The 15735-nt window shown below is 66.7% G+C and carries 16 protein-coding genes; 5 read left to right on the top strand and 11 right to left on the bottom strand.

Annotation, left to right across the window (positions count from 1 at the left end):
- Positions 1-62 precede the first annotated feature (62 nt).
- The 5 genes from AXYL_RS07775 to AXYL_RS07755 all read left to right on the top strand — a co-directional run bounded on the left by AXYL_RS07775 (position 63) and on the right by AXYL_RS07755 (position 5440).
- Positions 63-980: an aldo/keto reductase gene (locus tag AXYL_RS07775; protein ID WP_013392244.1), complete on the top strand. Its 918-nt coding sequence runs from the start codon at positions 63-65 to the stop codon at positions 978-980.
- Between the two features lie 4 nt (positions 981-984).
- Positions 985-2274, top strand: coding sequence for an NTP/NDP exchange transporter (locus AXYL_RS07770; RefSeq protein WP_013392243.1), 1290 nt, complete (start codon positions 985-987; stop codon positions 2272-2274).
- 90 nt (positions 2275-2364) lie between these two features.
- Positions 2365-3327 carry a Bug family tripartite tricarboxylate transporter substrate binding protein gene (locus AXYL_RS07765; RefSeq protein WP_013392242.1) on the top strand — a complete coding sequence of 321 codons (963 nt, stop codon included), beginning with the start codon at positions 2365-2367 and terminating at the stop codon, positions 3325-3327.
- A 31-nt stretch (positions 3328-3358) separates the two neighbouring features.
- Entirely contained in the window at positions 3359-4339 is a 981-nt protein-coding gene (locus tag AXYL_RS07760; RefSeq protein WP_013392241.1) for a succinylglutamate desuccinylase/aspartoacylase family protein, read from the top strand.
- A gap of 3 nt (positions 4340-4342) precedes the next feature.
- On the top strand, positions 4343-5440 hold the full coding sequence (locus AXYL_RS07755; protein WP_013392240.1) for a pyridoxal-phosphate dependent enzyme: 1098 nt from the start codon (positions 4343-4345) through the stop codon (positions 5438-5440).
- Between the two features lie 17 nt (positions 5441-5457).
- Here the strand turns inward: AXYL_RS07755 and AXYL_RS07750 are convergent, their stop codons facing one another.
- From AXYL_RS07750 to AXYL_RS07700, 11 genes are all read right to left on the bottom strand, one after another.
- Positions 5458-6366 (bottom strand): LysR family transcriptional regulator, encoded by a 909-nt coding sequence (locus AXYL_RS07750; RefSeq protein WP_013392239.1) that lies wholly within the window; start codon positions 6364-6366, stop codon positions 5458-5460.
- A gap of 18 nt (positions 6367-6384) precedes the next feature.
- Positions 6385-6972: a DNA repair protein RecO gene (recO, locus tag AXYL_RS07745; protein ID WP_013392238.1), complete on the bottom strand. Its 588-nt coding sequence runs from the start codon at positions 6970-6972 to the stop codon at positions 6385-6387.
- Positions 6965-7855, bottom strand: a complete 891-nt coding sequence (era, locus tag AXYL_RS07740; protein WP_013392237.1) for a GTPase Era — start codon at positions 7853-7855, stop codon at positions 6965-6967. Before era ends, recO begins: the two co-directional genes overlap by 8 nt.
- Positions 7852-8613, bottom strand: a complete 762-nt coding sequence (gene rnc, locus AXYL_RS07735; RefSeq protein WP_013392236.1) for a ribonuclease III — start codon at positions 8611-8613, stop codon at positions 7852-7854. Before rnc ends, era begins: the two co-directional genes overlap by 4 nt.
- Positions 8614-8615: 2 nt before the next feature.
- Positions 8616-9500, bottom strand: a complete 885-nt coding sequence (gene lepB, locus AXYL_RS07730) for a signal peptidase I (RefSeq protein ID WP_013392235.1) — start codon at positions 9498-9500, stop codon at positions 8616-8618.
- 22 nt (positions 9501-9522) lie between these two features.
- On the bottom strand, positions 9523-11316 hold the full coding sequence (gene lepA, locus AXYL_RS07725; RefSeq protein ID WP_013392234.1) for a translation elongation factor 4: 1794 nt from the start codon (positions 11314-11316) through the stop codon (positions 9523-9525).
- 199 nt (positions 11317-11515) lie between these two features.
- Entirely contained in the window at positions 11516-13000 is a 1485-nt protein-coding gene (locus tag AXYL_RS07720) for a DegQ family serine endoprotease (protein ID WP_013392233.1), read from the bottom strand.
- 40 nt (positions 13001-13040) lie between these two features.
- Complete coding sequence (locus AXYL_RS07715; protein ID WP_013392232.1) at positions 13041-14123, bottom strand: MucB/RseB C-terminal domain-containing protein; 1083 nt, start codon at positions 14121-14123, stop codon at positions 13041-13043.
- A complete protein-coding gene (locus AXYL_RS07710) occupies positions 14123-14632 on the bottom strand; it encodes a sigma-E factor negative regulatory protein (RefSeq protein WP_013392231.1) in 510 nt (169 codons plus the stop codon). Before AXYL_RS07710 ends, AXYL_RS07715 begins: the two co-directional genes overlap by 1 nt.
- Positions 14633-14644: 12 nt before the next feature.
- Positions 14645-15244, bottom strand: a complete 600-nt coding sequence (gene rpoE, locus AXYL_RS07705; RefSeq protein ID WP_013392230.1) for an RNA polymerase sigma factor RpoE — start codon at positions 15242-15244, stop codon at positions 14645-14647.
- On the bottom strand, positions 15241-15735 hold the full coding sequence (locus AXYL_RS07700) for a hypothetical protein (protein ID WP_041652722.1): 495 nt from the start codon (positions 15733-15735) through the stop codon (positions 15241-15243). Before AXYL_RS07700 ends, rpoE begins: the two co-directional genes overlap by 4 nt.

Here is a 15735-nt window from a genome sequence, read left to right as displayed (position 1 = left end):
TACATTCACGTGTAGGCCCTTTTTCTTTGCCCCGCCGGGCGCCTTTCTGCCGGAGCCACGCCATGCCTGATCGCCGCCGCTTTCTCCAGACCGCCGCAGCCAGCGCCCTGATCGGATCCGCTTGGCCGGCCCGCGCGCTCAGCGTGGTGACGCCGATGTGGTCCCGGACCATACCCGTATCCGGCGAGGCGCTGCCCGTCATCGGGCTGGGCACCGCCGACACCTTCAACGTTTCGCCCACGGACAAGGCCGCCATGGCGCCGTTGGCCCAGGTGCTGGACACGCTGCTGCAAAAGGGCGGCAAGCTGATCGACACCGCCCCCAGCTATGGGCAGGCGGAAGCGGTCACCGGCGCGCTGCTGGCCCGCGACGGCGGCCTGCGCGCCAGGACGTTCCTGGCAACCAAGATCAGCACGCAGGGCCATGAATCGGCCATGCGCCAGTTGCGCCAATCGCAGCAGGCGCTGAGCAGCGACAAGCTCGACCTGGTCCAGGTGCACAACCTGATCGACACCGTCAATCAGCTGGCGCTGCTGCGCGAGCTGAAGCAGCAAGGCGTGATCCGCTATGTCGGCATCACCCACTACACCGACCACGCCCATGATGAGCTGACCGAACTGGTGGAACGGGAAAAGCCCGACTTCCTCCAGGTCAACCTGTCCGTGGCCGACCGCAACGCCGAAAAAAGGCTATTGCCCGCTTGCCAGGCTCATGGCGTCGCGGTGCTGATCAACCGCCCCTTCCAGGACGGCGCGCTGTTCCGCCGGGTCAAGGGCATGGCGCTGCCCAAGCTGGCCGCCGAGATCGATTGCGAGTCCTGGGCCCAGGTTTTCCTGAAGTTCATCATCGGCCATCCCGCGGTCACCGCAGTGATCCCCGCGACCTCCAAGCCGGCCAATATGGCGGACAACGCGCAGGCCGGCTTCGGGCGGATGCCGGATGCCGCCATGCGGGAACGCATCGCCGCCCTGCTGGCCTGACGCCATGGCGCCCGCCCCCGGCAGCTTGCCAGGCCGCGCCGCGCAGGCCTTGGGCCTTCCTCGGGAAGAACTGGCGCCGGCGGCCTGCGGCTTCGCGTTTTTCTTCTTCCTGTTCTGCGGCTATTTCATGCTGCGGCCGATACGCGAGACCATGGGTATCCAGGCTGGCGTCGACCAGTTGCAGTGGCTGTTCACCGCGACCTTCGTCGCCATGCTGGCGGTAGTGCCGCTGTTCGGCTGGCTCTCGGCGCGCGTGCCCCGCGCCATGCTGGTGACCTGGGTCTACGCCGTCTTCGCGCTCAGCATGGCCGCTTTCGCCGCCCTGCTGTATCTGCGGCCCGGCAGCGTCTGGGCCGCGCGCAGCTTCTACGTCTGGCTGTCGGTGTTCAACCTGTTCGTCGTCTCCATCGCCTGGAGCCTGATGGCCGATGTGTTCCGCATGGAATCCGCCAAGCGCCTGTTCGCGCTGATCGCGGCGGGAGCGAGCGCCGGCGGGCTGGCGGGCCCGCTGTTGGGCGGCTTGCTGGCCGGCGCGCTGGGGCCGGCCGGCCTGCTGCTGCTGTCTGCGCTGCTGTTGACCGCCACCTTGCCGCTCAAGCGCTGGCTGCTGCGCTGGCGCGCGGCCAACCGCGAGGACGCGGCGCCGGACGACATGCGACAGCCGATCGAAGGTTCGATCCTGGCAGGCATCTCGCGCATCTTCCAGTCCCCCTACCTGCTGGGAATTTCACTGCTGGTCATCCTGCTGGCCACGCTCAACACCTTTCTCTACATGGAGCAGGCCCGGCTGGTGGCGCATGCCTTTGCCGACACGGCCCAACGCATCCGCGTCTTCAGCGCGCTGGACTTCACGGTGCAGGCCTTGTCGCTGGCGTCGCAGATCTTCATCACCGGCCGCGTCGCCACCCGCCTGGGACTGCGCTTCCTGCTGACCGCCGTGCCGCTGACCATGACGGTCGCGTTCCTGGCCCTGGCGGCCTTTCCCGTGTTCGGCGTGCTGGCCGCGGCCATGATCGTGCGCCGCGTCGGCGAGTACGCGCTGATCCGGCCGGGGCGCGAAATGCTGTTCACGGCGGTCCCGCCCGAGGACAAGTACAAGACCAAGAACGTCATCGACACCGTGGTCTACCGTGCGGGCGATGCGGCCAGCGGCTGGGTCAAGGCCGGCGTGGACACGCTGGGCTACGGCGTGGCCCTGGTTGCCGCGCTGGGCGCAATCTGCGCGCTGGCCGCCGCCGCGGTAGGGCATGGCCTGGGGCGGACCGCGGACCGGCGCAACGAGGATAAATCTTAGGTTTTATTGAACATCCATCTCATTTAACCAAACGTATTCCCCAAGCCCCGACCGCACAATGGCGCAGCTCTCAATGCCTGGGGAAACGTCATGAAACGCACCGCCTGTCTTGCCGCCCTGTTGCTCAGCCTGGCCGCGCCCGCCGCGCAGGCTGCCTATCCGGAGCGCGCCATCACGCTGATCGTGCCGGCCGCGGCCGGCGGCAACGCTGATATCACCGCACGCCTGGTGGGCCAGGAAATGAGCCGCCAATTGGGCCAGCCCGTGGTGGTGGAAAACCGCGTCGGCGCGGGCGGCCGCATCGGCACCCAGGCCCTGGCGCGCGCGGCGGCCGACGGCTACACCATCGGCTATGCCCACGTCGGCACCCTGGTGCTGCATCGTTTCCTGTTCAAGCAACAGCTCTATGACCTGGACCGCGACATCGCCGCCATCGGCCTGGTCGCCGAAACGCCCAACGTCATCGTGGTGAATGCGTCCTCGCCCTATCGCGATCTGAAGGGATTCATCGAAGCCAGCCGCGCCCAGCCGCAACGCCTGACGATGACCTCGGCCGACCCGGGCACCACCAGCGAGGTCGGCGTCAAGCTCTTCATCGCCCAGACCGGCGCCGCCGTGCGCCAGATCCCGTACAAGGCGACGGCCGCGCAGCTGTCCGACCTGCTGGGCGGCCACGTCGATTCCATGATGGAAAACCTGCCGCCGCTGATCGGCAACCTGAAGGACGGCCGCCTGCGCGCGCTGGCGGTCACCACCCGGACCCGCGCCGCCTCCAATCCGGACGTGCCCACGGTGGCGGAACAAGGCTATCCCGACTACGAGCAGTCGGCCTGGAGCGCGCTGGTCGCACCCGCCGGCACGCCACCCGAGGTCATCGCGCGGCTGAACGCGGCGATGAACGCGGCGCTGCGCTCGGACAACGTCAGCAAGGAACTGCGCAGCCGCTCCCAGGAACCGCTAGGCGGCACGCCGCAGGACGTACAAAACCAGATACGCAAGGAGCTGCCCAAATGGGAAGGCATCATCAAGGCCGCCGGCACCACGCTGGACTGAGCCGGATCTCGACATCCGCAGGAGCCACCGCATGGCCACGGTAAGCCGCGAGGACTTCTCCTGCGCCGCCGCGACCAACGCCTCGGCCTACCGGCGCGTCACCATTCCGATGCTGCGGATCGAGGCGGGGCCAGGCCCCGCCGTCGCCTTGATGGCGGGCGTGCATGGCGACGAATGGGAAGGCCAGGCCGCCATCCTGGAACTATGGCGCCTGCTGCCCGGCATCCTGCGGCGCGGCACGGTCTATCTGCTGCCCGCGGCCAACGCCGAAGCCTCGCTGGCCGGCACGCGCCTGTCGCCCTCGGACGACGGCAATCTGAATCGCGCCTTCCTGGGCGCCCCCGCGCGCGGCTACACCGAAAGCGTGGCGGCCGCGCTGGAGGCCCGGCTCTTGCCCCGCATACAGGCGCTGGTGGACGTGCACAGCGGCGGCGCGTCGCTGCGCTACCTGCCGTCCTCGGTGATCACGCGTTACGGCAACGATGCCTATGATGAACGCCTGCCCGCCCTGGCGCGCGCCTTCGGGCTGCCCGATTGCATGTTCTTCCGCGGCACCGAGTCCGGCTCGATGCCGGCCGCCGCCAGCCGCCATGGAGTGTTGCGCCTGAGCGCCGAGATCGGCGGCGGGCGCGAAACCAGCCAGGCGCTGGTCGACCGCTGCCGCGACGGCCTGCTGGGCTGCCTGGGCGAACTGGGCCTCCTGCCAGACCGGCCCCCGGCGTTAAACCCCGAAGTCCGCCTCTACGACCTGGACGCTCCCGCCGCCACCGTGCGCGCCAGCGAAGCCGGCGTGTTCGTGCCTGCCATCGGACTGGGGCAAATGGTCGGCGCGCGCCAGCGCATCGGCCAACTGATCGAACCCGCCCGCCCCGACCTGCCGCCGCGAGCCCTGACCAGTCCGCAGGCCGGCACCGTGGTCTGCCTGCGCGCCATCGCCCGCAGCGACGACGGCGATTGCCTGCTGCAGGTCGCGCCCGCCCTGCCCCTCGATTCCCTCGCTTCGAAATACTGACACATGCAGATGAACCCTAGCTTGTCCGGCCTGCGCTGCATCCGTTGCGCCAGCCTGTGGCCGCCCGCCGATTACCCCGAAGGCTGCCCCAGCTGCCTGGAAGCCGGCCACCCCGCCGGCCTGGAATGCCTCTACGAACCATCCACGGACGACGCCATGCCCCTGCCGGTGCTGGACGCCGTCACGCTGGGCGAAGGCGCCACACCCTGCCTAGCCATGCCCGCGCTGGCGCAGACCGAGGGCGTAGGCCAGCTCTGGCTGAAATGCGAAAGCGCCAATCCCACCGGCAGCCACAAGGACCGCATGGCGGCCCAACTGGTGTCGCGCGCGCGCCTGGCGGACGCCACCCGCGTGGCGGCCGCGTCCAGCGGCAATGCCGGGGTCTCGCTGGCCGCCTATTGCGCCGCCGCGCGGCTGGAGGCCGACATCGCCATCACCACCAACTGCCCGCCCTTGCAGCGTGAGGCCATGCAGCGCTTCGGCGCCCGGCTGACCGCCTTCGAGGACAGCCTGAGCCGCTGGCCCCATGTCGAGGACCTGTGCCGCAATCACGGCGCCTTCGCCGGCACCAACTATCTGAATCCGCCCGTCGGCACCCACCCCTACGGCGTGGAAGGCTACAAGCCCATCGCGCTGGAAATCCTGGAAGCCTGCGGCGTACCCAGCGACATCGTCGTCCCTACCGCGCGCGGCGACCTGCTGTGGGGCATCTTCCTGGGCTGGCAGCATCTGCTGCAAAGCGGACGCATCGCCCGCCTGCCCCGGCTGCATGCAGTGGAACCGTACGCCCGCCTGTCGCGCGCCCGCGCGACAGGCGACGCGCGCAAGCAATGGGACGGCGTGACGGACCAGTATTCGATCGCGGGCAGCACCAGCACGCTGCAGTCGCTGGAAGCTCTGTCGCGATCCGGCGGCACGCCCGTGGAAGTCTCAGACGCGGCGGCCGCGCAAGCGCAGCAGCGGCTGGAACGCATGGGTCTGGCGACCGAGCTATCGTCGGCCGCGGCGCTGGCTGCCGTGTCGCGGCTGCGGCGCTCGGGCCTGCTGGACGCGGAATCTTCGGTCGTGCTGATCGTGACCTCGGACGGACGCCGCGGCTAGCGTCCCGGCACAGGACGCTAGACGCCGAAGCTGTCCACCAGCGGCGCCAACGCGCCGCGCAGGCAGGTCGCCCAGAACTTGCCGGCTTCGGACAAGGGGCGGCTGCCGTGCAGAATCATGTGGCATTCGAAATGCACCGGCGCGGCCAGCGGGCGATAGCTCAGGCCAGCCGCCGCCATGCCGACCGCCGTGGCCGGATTGGCGATGCCCACGCCGTGCCCTGCCAGCGCCAATTGGCACACCGTGCTGGAGTATGGCGTCTCGATGGCCACCTTCAGGCTCTGCCCCGCCTGCGCCAGCAGCGCGTCCAGGCGTTTGCGCGAGCCGTCCTCGGCATTCAGGGCGATCACGTCCGCATCAGCCAGATGCGAAAACTCCACCTGTTCCAGCCTCGCCAGTGGATGGCCCTTGGGAAAGACCGCCACGGCGCGCAGGCTGGCCAGCCGGTGCCCGCGCAAGCCTTCCAGCTCGGACTCGTCGGCGACTGCCGCCAGATCGAGTTCGCCCGACACCACCATGTCGCGCAAGGTGTTGGAGTCGCGGATCTGCAGATACAGCCCGGTGTCCGGATAGCGGGTCCGGAAGCGCGCAATCGTGTCGCTGATGATCGCGCCGCTGTAGGCATGGATGCAGCCGACGCGCAACCGTGGCTGCGCCGCGCCGCGGATCGCGCGGATCTTGCGGCCCAGGCTTTCCAGGCCGACGTTCAAGCGGCGGATTTCTTCATAGAGCAAGGTCGCTTCAGGCGTGCGCTGCATGCGCTGGCGCACGCGCTCGAACAGGCGCAGCTCGATGCTGGCTTCGAGCGCCGCCAGGGTCGCGCTGACGGTGGCGGGCGACACGTCCAGCCGCCTGGCGGCGGCGGTGACGCTTTCCGTTTCATAGACGGTGCGGAAGGTCTCGACCTGCTTGAGCGTGAAGGTCATGGCCGGGTCGCGATGCGCTCAGATGCGCTGCAGGTCCATCAACACGCGGCGGGTCGACAAGGGCCGGCCCGCCAGGATTTCGGCCAGCCGTTCGCGCAGGTCGCGACGTAGCGCCGGCTCGATCGCTGGGTCGTCGAAATCGGGCGGCGCTTCGTCCACGCCATAGCCGGTTTCGCGCAGCAAAGTCCATTCGAAGCGGCGCAGCGCGCCTGCCGCGCGGGTGCCGCCGGACAGCTGTTGCAAGGCGAAGTCGTAGGCGTCGTAGAGCAGCGGATGGGCGTCTTCGCGCGGCAGCAGCCGCAGCAGCAGCTCGTTCAGGTACCAGGCCGACATCAGCGCGGTGCCGGTCAGCGGCCGGATGCCGGCGATCTCGGCGCGGGTCAGGGTCTTGACCTCGCCGTTGCCGGTCCACGACAGCAGCAGCGGCTGGAACGCGGACAGCACCGGACGCAGCACGGAGTACGGGCGCTTGGCGCCCTTGGCGACCATGGCCACACAGCCATGATCGCGCGAGAAAGTCTGAACGATAAGGGAAGTCTCACGCCACGCGGTGGCGTGCAACATATATCCGGGGCGATCCTGGACGCGAGGCGCCCTTCTACTCATAGCCCAGATCGCGGAGCGCACCCTCGCGGTCGGACCAGCCCTTGCGCACCTTGATGTAGACCTCCAGGTGCACCGGCTTGTCCAGCAGCTTGGCGATGTCCTGCCGCGCCTCCGTGGCGATGCGCTTCATGTGCATGCCGCCCGTGCCCAACAGAATGGGCTTGTGGCTGTCGCGTTCGACCACCACGCAGGCGTTGATGCTGGCGCCCTTGGCGGTCTCTTCCCATTGTTCGATGACGACGGTACAGCCGTAGGGCAGCTCGTCGCCGACCAGGCGGAAGATCTTCTCGCGCACCAGTTCGGCGGCGATGAAGCGCATGGGGCGGTCGGTCAGCGTGTCTTCCTCGAACATCGCCTCGCCTTCCGGCAGACGCGACGCGATCTCTTCCAACAACTGATCCAGCTGCTGCTTCTTGGTGGCGCTGACCGGCACCACCGCACCGTAGGGATGCAGCGCCATGATCTTGGACACGAAGGCGAACAGGTCGTCGCGGTTCTTCAATGCGTCGATCTTGGACACGACCAGGATGGTGCGTTCGGGCGCGGGCAGCAGCGGCAGCAGCTTGGCGTCGCCTTCGGACCATTTGCCGGCTTCCACCACATGCACCACCACGTCCACATCGGCCAGGGCCTGCGTGACCACGCGGTTCATCATGCGGTTCATGGCGCCGCCGTGGCGGGTCTGGAAACCGGGGGTGTCGACGAACACGAACTGCTCGTGCTCGCGCGTCAGCACACCGTGGATGCGGTGGCGCGTGGTCTGCGCCTTGCGCGACACGATGGAAATCTTGGAACCGATCAGGGCATTCGTCAGGGTGGACTTGCCCACATTGGGGCGGCCCACGATGGCGACGAAGCCGGTACGAAAAGGGGTATCGCTCATTTAGTCTCTTGAGCCACTGCCACCGGCAGCGACAATTGCGCGGTTTTGCGCGCCTTGCCCGACTTGCGGGCAGCCTTGGTCGCCGGGCTGACGGCCAATGCGGCCTCCAGCGCCAGCTTGGCCGCCGATTGCTCGGCGGCGCGGCGGCTGGCGCCGGGCGCCATCACCTTGATCTCGAGCGCCGGAATGGCGCACTCGACTTCGAATTGCTGGCTGTGGGCCGCGCCATGCGTGGCCACCACCGTGTACAGCGGCAGCGCCAGCTTGCGGCCCTGCAGGAATTCCTGCAGCAAGGTCTTGGCGTCCTTGCCCAGGGTCTTGGGATCGACGGAGGCCAGCACCGGTTGGTACTGGCGCACGATCACGCGGCGCGCGGCGTCGAAGCCCGCGTCCAGGAACACGGCGCCGAACAGGGCCTCGACCGTGTCCGCCAGAATGGAAGGACGGCGGAAACCGCCGCTCTTCAATTCGCCTTCGCCCAGGCGCAGGTACTGCGACAGCTCCAGCCGCTGGGCGATGTCCGCCAGCGAGGCCTGCTTGACCAGATTGGCGCGCAGGCGCGACAGATCGCCTTCGTCGATTTTGGAATAGCGCTCGAACAGCATCGCCGCAACGACGAAGTTCAGCACGGAATCCCCCAGGAATTCCAGGCGCTCGTTGTGGCGCGCGCCGTGGCTGCGATGCGTCAGCGCCTGTTCGAGCAATGCCGGATCACTGAAGTGGTGATCCAGGCGGTTTTCTAGCGTGGCTAGCGACATAATCAGTTGAAGCGGCCGATGCGGCTGAGATCGCTGAAATTCATCCAGATGAAGAACGCGCGCCCGACGATATTGGATTCCGGAACGAAGCCCCAGTATCGGCTGTCGGCGCTGTTATCCCGATTATCGCCCATGGCGAAGAACTGCCCCTCGGGTACTTTGCAGCGTACCCCATTACGGCTGTATTGGCAGTTCTGGCGGTTGGGAAATTGCCACATCGCGTTGTACTCCTGCGGCTTTCCCTCATCCAGCAGGATTTTGTGCTCAACTTCGCCCAACTTCTCTTTATATTGTGCAATATACGAGACACGATCCGGTTCGAAGTAGTCGCCGTCGCGTATATGCGGCACCAATTCGCCATTGATGTAGAGCTTTTTGTCCAGGTAGGCGATCTCGTCGCCCGGCAGGCCAACCACACGCTTGATGTAGTCGACGTCCGGATCCACGGGGTAGCGGAACACGAACACGTCGCCGCGCTGGGGCTTGCCTACCTCGATGACCTTCTTGTCGATGACCGGCAGGCGCAGGCCGTAGCTGAACTTGTTCACCAGGATCAAGTCGCCCGACTGCAGGGTCGGCAGCATGGAACCCGACGGGATGCGGAACGGCTCGACCACGAACGAGCGCAGCATGAACACGAACAGGATCACCGGGAAGAAGCTGACGGCGTATTCGATCCACCACGGCATGCGGCGCGCGGCGTCGCCGGCTTCGCGGCGCAGGCGCTCGGCTTCCTGGGCGTCGCCGACCAGGGCCGTATCGTATTGCGCCATTGCCGCCTGGGCCCGGCGTTCGCGGCCCTTGCGCAGCACTGCCAGATCAAGCACCCAGATAATGCCGGTCAACACCAGCAAAACAAAAAGAATCAGGGCAAAGTTCCAACTCATCAGCTAACCGCCTTTTCGGGTTCTATTTGTCTTCCACTTGCAGGATGGCGAGGAACGCCTCCTGCGGAATTTCCACGCTGCCCACCTGCTTCATGCGCTTCTTGCCGGCCTTCTGCTTTTCCAGCAGCTTCTTCTTGCGCGAGATGTCGCCGCCGTAGCACTTGGCCAGCACGTTCTTGCGCAACGCCTTGACGTTTTCGCGCGCGATGATTTCAGCGCCGATGGCGGCCTGGATGACCACGTCGAACATCTGGCGCGGAATCAGGCCACGCATGCGCGTGACCACGTCGCGGGCGCGATGGCGCGCGTTGCTGCGGTGGACGATCACGGCCAGCGCATCGACGCGGTCGTTGTTGATCAGCAGGTCCACCCGCACCACGTCGGCCGAGCGGTACTCCAGGAACTCGTAGTCCATCGAGGCATAGCCGCGCGACACCGACTTCAGCTTGTCGAAGAAGTCCAGCACGATCTCGGCCAGCGGGATCTCGTACACCAGGTGCACCTGGCGACCGTGGTAGCTCATGTTGACTTGCGAGCCGCGCTTGTTATTGCACAGCGTCATCACAGGACCCACGTAGTCCTGCGGCATGAACAGCGTGACCTTCACGATGGGTTCGCGGATGTCTGCGATCTTGCCCACTTCAGGCATGCGCGACGGGCTTTCCACCGTGATCACCGAACCGTCGCGCTGCTCGACCTCATACACCACCGACGGCGCGGTGGTGATGATGTCCATGTCGAATTCGCGCTCCAGGCGTTCCTGCACGATTTCCATGTGCAAGAGGCCCAGGAAGCCGCAACGGAAGCCGAAGCCCAAGGCCTGCGACACTTCCGGCTCGAACATCAGGGCGGCGTCATTCAGCTTGAGCTTGTCGAGCGAATCGCGCAGTTGGTCGTACTCGGAGCTTTCCACCGGATACAGGCCCGCGAACACCTGCGGCTTCACTTCCTTGAAACCGGGCAGCGGCGTGGCGGCAGGCTTGTTGGCCAGGGTGACGGTATCGCCCACCTTGGCGTCTTCCAGCTGCTTGATGCCGGCGATGATGAAACCGACCTCGCCCGCCGACAGGTGCGGACGCTGCTGCGACTTCGGCGTGAACACGCCAGTCTGTTCGCACAGGTGGGTCGCGCCCGAGGCCATCAGCAGGATCTTGTCCTTGGGCTTGAGCACGCCGTTGATGATGCGCACCAGCATCACCACGCCCACGTAGTTGTCGAACCACGAATCGATGATGAGCGCCTGCAGCGGCGCGTCCGGATCGCCCTTGGGGGGCGGCACGCGGGCGACGACCATTTCCAGGATCTCGTCGATGCCCATGCCGGTCTTGGCGCTGGCCAGCACCGCCTGCGACGCGTCGATGCCGATCACGTCCTCGACTTCCTGGCGCGCGCCATCGGGATCGGCCTGCGGCAGGTCCATCTTGTTCAGCACGGGCAGCACTTCCACGCCCAGTTCGATGGCGGTGTAGCAATTGGCCACGGTCTGCGCTTCGACGCCCTGCGAGGCATCCACCACCAGCAGCGCGCCTTCGCACGCCGACAGGGAACGGCTGACTTCATACGAGAAGTCCACGTGTCCCGGGGTGTCGATCAGGTTCAGGTTGTAGACCTTGCCGTCCTGCGCCTTGTAGTGCAGGGCCGCGGTCTGGGCCTTGATGGTGATGCCGCGTTCGCGCTCGATTTCCATGGAATCGAGGACCTGCGCCGACATCTCGCGATCCGCCAATCCGCCGCAGCGCTGGATCAGGCGATCGGCCAGGGTCGATTTGCCGTGATCGATGTGGGCAATGATGGAGAAGTTGCGAATATGCTGCATGCTTGAAGTTATAAGGGACGGAACACTCGGCACGGGGCCGGAAGACACCGCCGCCGGAATACGCACGGCTGACGAGGAGGGTGCCAACGGGCCTGGCCCGGGCAAAACAAGGGGGCGCCATGCGCCCCCTCTTGCGGCAACCAGCCATTTTAGCCGGTCTTGAGCCTTTTTTCTGCGAACTCGGGGGACGGGCCCGGCATTACTTCGATGCCGGCACCGCCACCCACTGCGTCTGGTCGCCGCGGCGCACCAGCAGGCCGGCCGCGCGGCCCTTGTCCAGCTTGGCCACGAGTTCGCCGAACTGCTTGGCGCCCGTGACGTCGGTGTCGTTCAGGGCCAACACGATGTCGCCTTCCTGCAGGCCGGCCTTGCCGGCAGCGCCTTCGGCCACCTTGACCTGGACGCCGCCCTTGATGCGCAGCTTCTTCTGCACGTCGGCCGGCACGTCGACCACGCCCAGGCCCAGCGCATTGGTGACTTCCGGCACCGGCGCCGCGCCCTTCTTGCTGGCGTTGGCGGCCTTTTCGGTCGGGATTTCGCCGACCTTGACCGACAGGGTCAGGTTCTTGCCCTTGCGCCACACTTCCATGTCGGCGCGCGTGCCGGGCTTGGTTTCACCCACGATGCGCGGCAGATCGGACCAGCGCTTGATGGGTTCGCCGTTGAACTTGAGGATCACGTCGCCCGGCTGCACGCCAGCCTGCTCGGCGGGACCTTCGGCTTCCACGCTGCTGACCAGCGCGCCCTCGGCCTTGGGCAGACCGATGGCTTCGGCCACGTCCTTGCCCACTTCGCCGATCTGCACGCCGACGCGGCCGCGCGTGACCTTGCCGGTAGCCCGCAGCTGGTCCACGACGCGCATGGCTTCGTCGATCGGGATGGCCAGCGAAATGCCCATGAAGCCGCCGCTGCGCGAAATGATCTGGGAGTTGATGCCCACCACCTCGCCCTGCAGATTGATCAGCGGACCGCCCGAGTTGCCCGGGTTGACCGCCACGTCAGTCTGGATGAAGGGCAGGTATTCGCCGGTATCGCGGCCGATGGCGCTGACGATGCCGGAGGTCACGGTGGAATCCAGGCCAAACGGCGAACCGATGGCCAGCACCCACTGCCCCTTCTTGAGCTTCTTGGGATCGCCGATGACCAGCGGCGTCATGTCCTTGGCTTCGATCTTGATCAGCGCGACGTCGGTGCGTTCATCCGTGCCGATGACCTTGGCCTTGAACTCGCGGCCGTCGGTCAGCGTGACGTAGATGTCCGTCGCGTCCACCACCACGTGGTTGTTGGTCAGGATGTAGCCGTCGTCCGAAATGAAGAAGCCGGAACCCACGCCGCGCGGCACGGTGCGCTCTTCGGGCTGGGAAGGCTGCGGACGCTGGCGTTGCGACGGGCCGGGTTGGCCGCCGCCGGGAGGCTGGAATTCGGGGCCGAAGAACCAGCGGAACAGTTCGTAGGGATCATTGCCGCCGCCAGGCCCCATGCCGCGCACCGGCACCGTGGCCGTGGTGCGGATGTTGACGACCGCGGGGTCGGCCTTTTCGACAATGCTCGTGAAATCAGGCAGCGTCGCCGCCGACGCCTGAGCGACAGCAGCAGGCACGTAGGCGCCGGCCATCATGACGCTGGCCGCGGCCGCCACCAGAAAGCGCCGGAAAAATGCATTCGACACTGTCATTGCTTTCATAAGTGTTACTCCGAAATTGCTGCTTGCCGCAGCTGGCCGATCACTTGGGCTCAGCTGGGGGCGTTGCTGCCGCAGGCGCGGCGGGCACATATTCAGTGGCTTGCGCCAGCTGTTCCAGCGTCGCGACGGGCACTTCGCCCACGGCGGTCAGCCAGAAATCAGCGATGCGCGTGCCATAGACGGTGATCGCCCCGCGTTGCGCGGCGCCGTGGGGAGGACGGTGGCCGCGCTGGCTGTCGTAGGGCTCGATGAACACGGAAATGGCCGCCAGTCCATCGGACAATACCATCTGGTTGACCGTAACGCCCTTGCCCATCGAACGCGCCACCTGCATGACCGGCTTGAAACCCTTGGGCGCCGGAATGCGCCAGCCTTGGGCGGCCAGGTCCACGGGCTTCATCGAGGGTTCCAGCACCTTCCAGTCGCGCGTGCTCCAGCGCGAGGTCAGCAACTGGGGATCGACTTCCGGGCCCAACCGCAGCGAGGTGAACGAGACTTGTTCGACCACGCCCCGGGCCGCATTCAGCGTCTGGGCCTTGAGCAGCAGATTGGTTTCGACATCCGCGCACAGCCGGTAACCGTAGCGCAGCTTGTCCAGCGGTTCAATCGTGATCAGGCGGCACTCCCGCCCGGCCACGCGGTGCAGCGCGGATTCGGCGCGGATCTTGTAGAACTCGGACAGATTCGCCGCTTCTCCCAGCAGCAGGCCGGGGAAGCGGTCGCCGCGGCGGCGCTCCAGCAGCACGGTCTTGCGCTCGGGGATCAGGCACTGCACGTCTTCGTTGTGGCGCAGGTACTCGCGCGGCTGGCCGTCGAGGATTTCCAGGCGTTCACGCTCGCCGGTGCCGTCCATGACGTGCACCAGGCGCGAGGACTGGATCGTTTCGCCCTGCTGGTACATGAAGACGCCCGCGTAGTCCTGCTTGCGGGCGGCTTGTTGGATACGGGTCAGCAGCTGGACCACGTCGTCGGCGGCCGCAGGCGCGGCATCGGCCGCGCGCGCGGGTTCATGCGCGGCCAGGAAAGCGGTCAGGAGCGTGGCGGCAAACCAGCCGGCGCGGTGGGCCTGCAGCGTGGCGGCCCGACCCAGCACCGGCCAACGCGAGGGAAGCACCAACGCCATCAGCGCCCCACTCCGGTGTCGAAGGACACCTGGCGCACGGCGCTGGGGCCGGCCATCTGGCGATGCGCCTCCAGATAGTCGCGCAGGCCCGTATCCTCGGCGCTCGCAGCCGGCGTAGTGCTGGCATCAGCCAGCACGCGCACCTCAGTGGCCGGTTCGCCGGTCAGGTAAGGCTGCGCCACCCAGGCAACGGTCGCGACCGCCGCTGCCACGGCCAGGCCGGACAGGCCGACCCGCAATGGCGAGCGGCGCCGAGGCGCCGCAACAATGGGCAATTCCGCGTCCAGCGCCCGTGCCAGGCGGGCCTGGAAGGCCGCGCTGGGGGTCAGCGCCAGATCGGCGTTGCGCAGGGAATCACCGATCAGATGATAGGTGTCCCAGGTCTCGCGCCCCTCGCGGGACAACAAACCGGGAAATATGTCGTCGGATTCTTCTCCGTCCATCCAGGCGGAAACCGATTCCTCCCAGGAGGCCTCGGCGATCACAACGGATTTGGCTGCTGTTTGCATGACTGCCACTCCTTACCAGCGACGCTCGGCATCGGTGCCTAGCAACGGACGCAACTTGACGGCAATGGCTTCACGCGCACGAAAAATGCGGGAGCGCACCGTACCGATAGGGCAATCCATGCTTTGGGCGATGTCTTCGTAACTCATACCTTCGATTTCACGCAGGACAATTGCGGTGCGCAATTCTTCAGGCAATTCCTCGATAGCCGCGTTCACCGTCTCGGCGATTTCGCGGCTGGCGACCATGGATTCCGGCGTGCTTATATCGGTTAGGTTGTCGGTTTCGTTAAAAGTTTCACCGTCTTCCGTTTCTATCGCATTGGGCGCGCTGGGGCGCCGGCCCTGCGAGGCCAGCCAGTTGCGCGCCGTATTGATGGCGATCCGGTACAACCAAGTGTAAAAGGCGCTCTCGCCCCGAAACTGGGGCAAAGCGCGGTAGGCCTTGATGAAGGCCTCCTGGGCCACGTCCTCGATCTCCGAGGGGTCGCGGATCATGCGGGCCAAGAGGCGGAGAATCTTGCGCTGGTACTTGAGCACCAACAGGTCGAAAGCCTTCTTGTCGCCCCGCTGGACGCGCGCGACAAGCTCAGCGTCGACTTCGCGCTCGCTCATGACGCCTCCCGCAGGCGGGCCGCCGGACGGGCGGGACGCGCCGCGCCAGCCAGCAGGCACAGGCGCCGCCAGGACTCAGGTCGCGAGGTCCGCTGCCAGACGGTGAGGGTAATTGTGCTGTTGGTAAAGGCCGTACTCCCGGTGGGCAAGGGCTGCAAAGTGAGCGTCAGCCAGCTCGGACCGCGCTGTTCTTGCAACAGCCTCGCGTCCTGCCAGCCTTGCGGCAGGCGCACCTGCCAGCGCCCTGCCCCGGCTGCCGCGCGCAAGGCGGATACAGGGGACAGGCTGCTCCGTGCCGAGTGTAACAGCCCGGCCAGGACCAGCAGCAGCGCGATCGCCGTGCCCGCCGCCCATGCCATGCCGTGCCAGGACGCGGCCATTAGCGCGCTGCCGCCAGCGGCGGCCAGCGCCAGGCCAAAAAGCGCCGTGGCGCTTTTTGGCCGCAGGACAGGCACGCGCAACGCCCAGCGCCCCCCGAACGGCTCGTCCAA

This window comes from Achromobacter xylosoxidans A8, from assembly GCF_000165835.1.
GTDB classification, from domain to species: domain Bacteria; phylum Pseudomonadota; class Gammaproteobacteria; order Burkholderiales; family Burkholderiaceae_B; genus Achromobacter; species Achromobacter xylosoxidans_B.
Note: the sequence above shows the minus strand (reverse complement) of the source record. Positions and strands in the feature narration are given on the sequence as shown.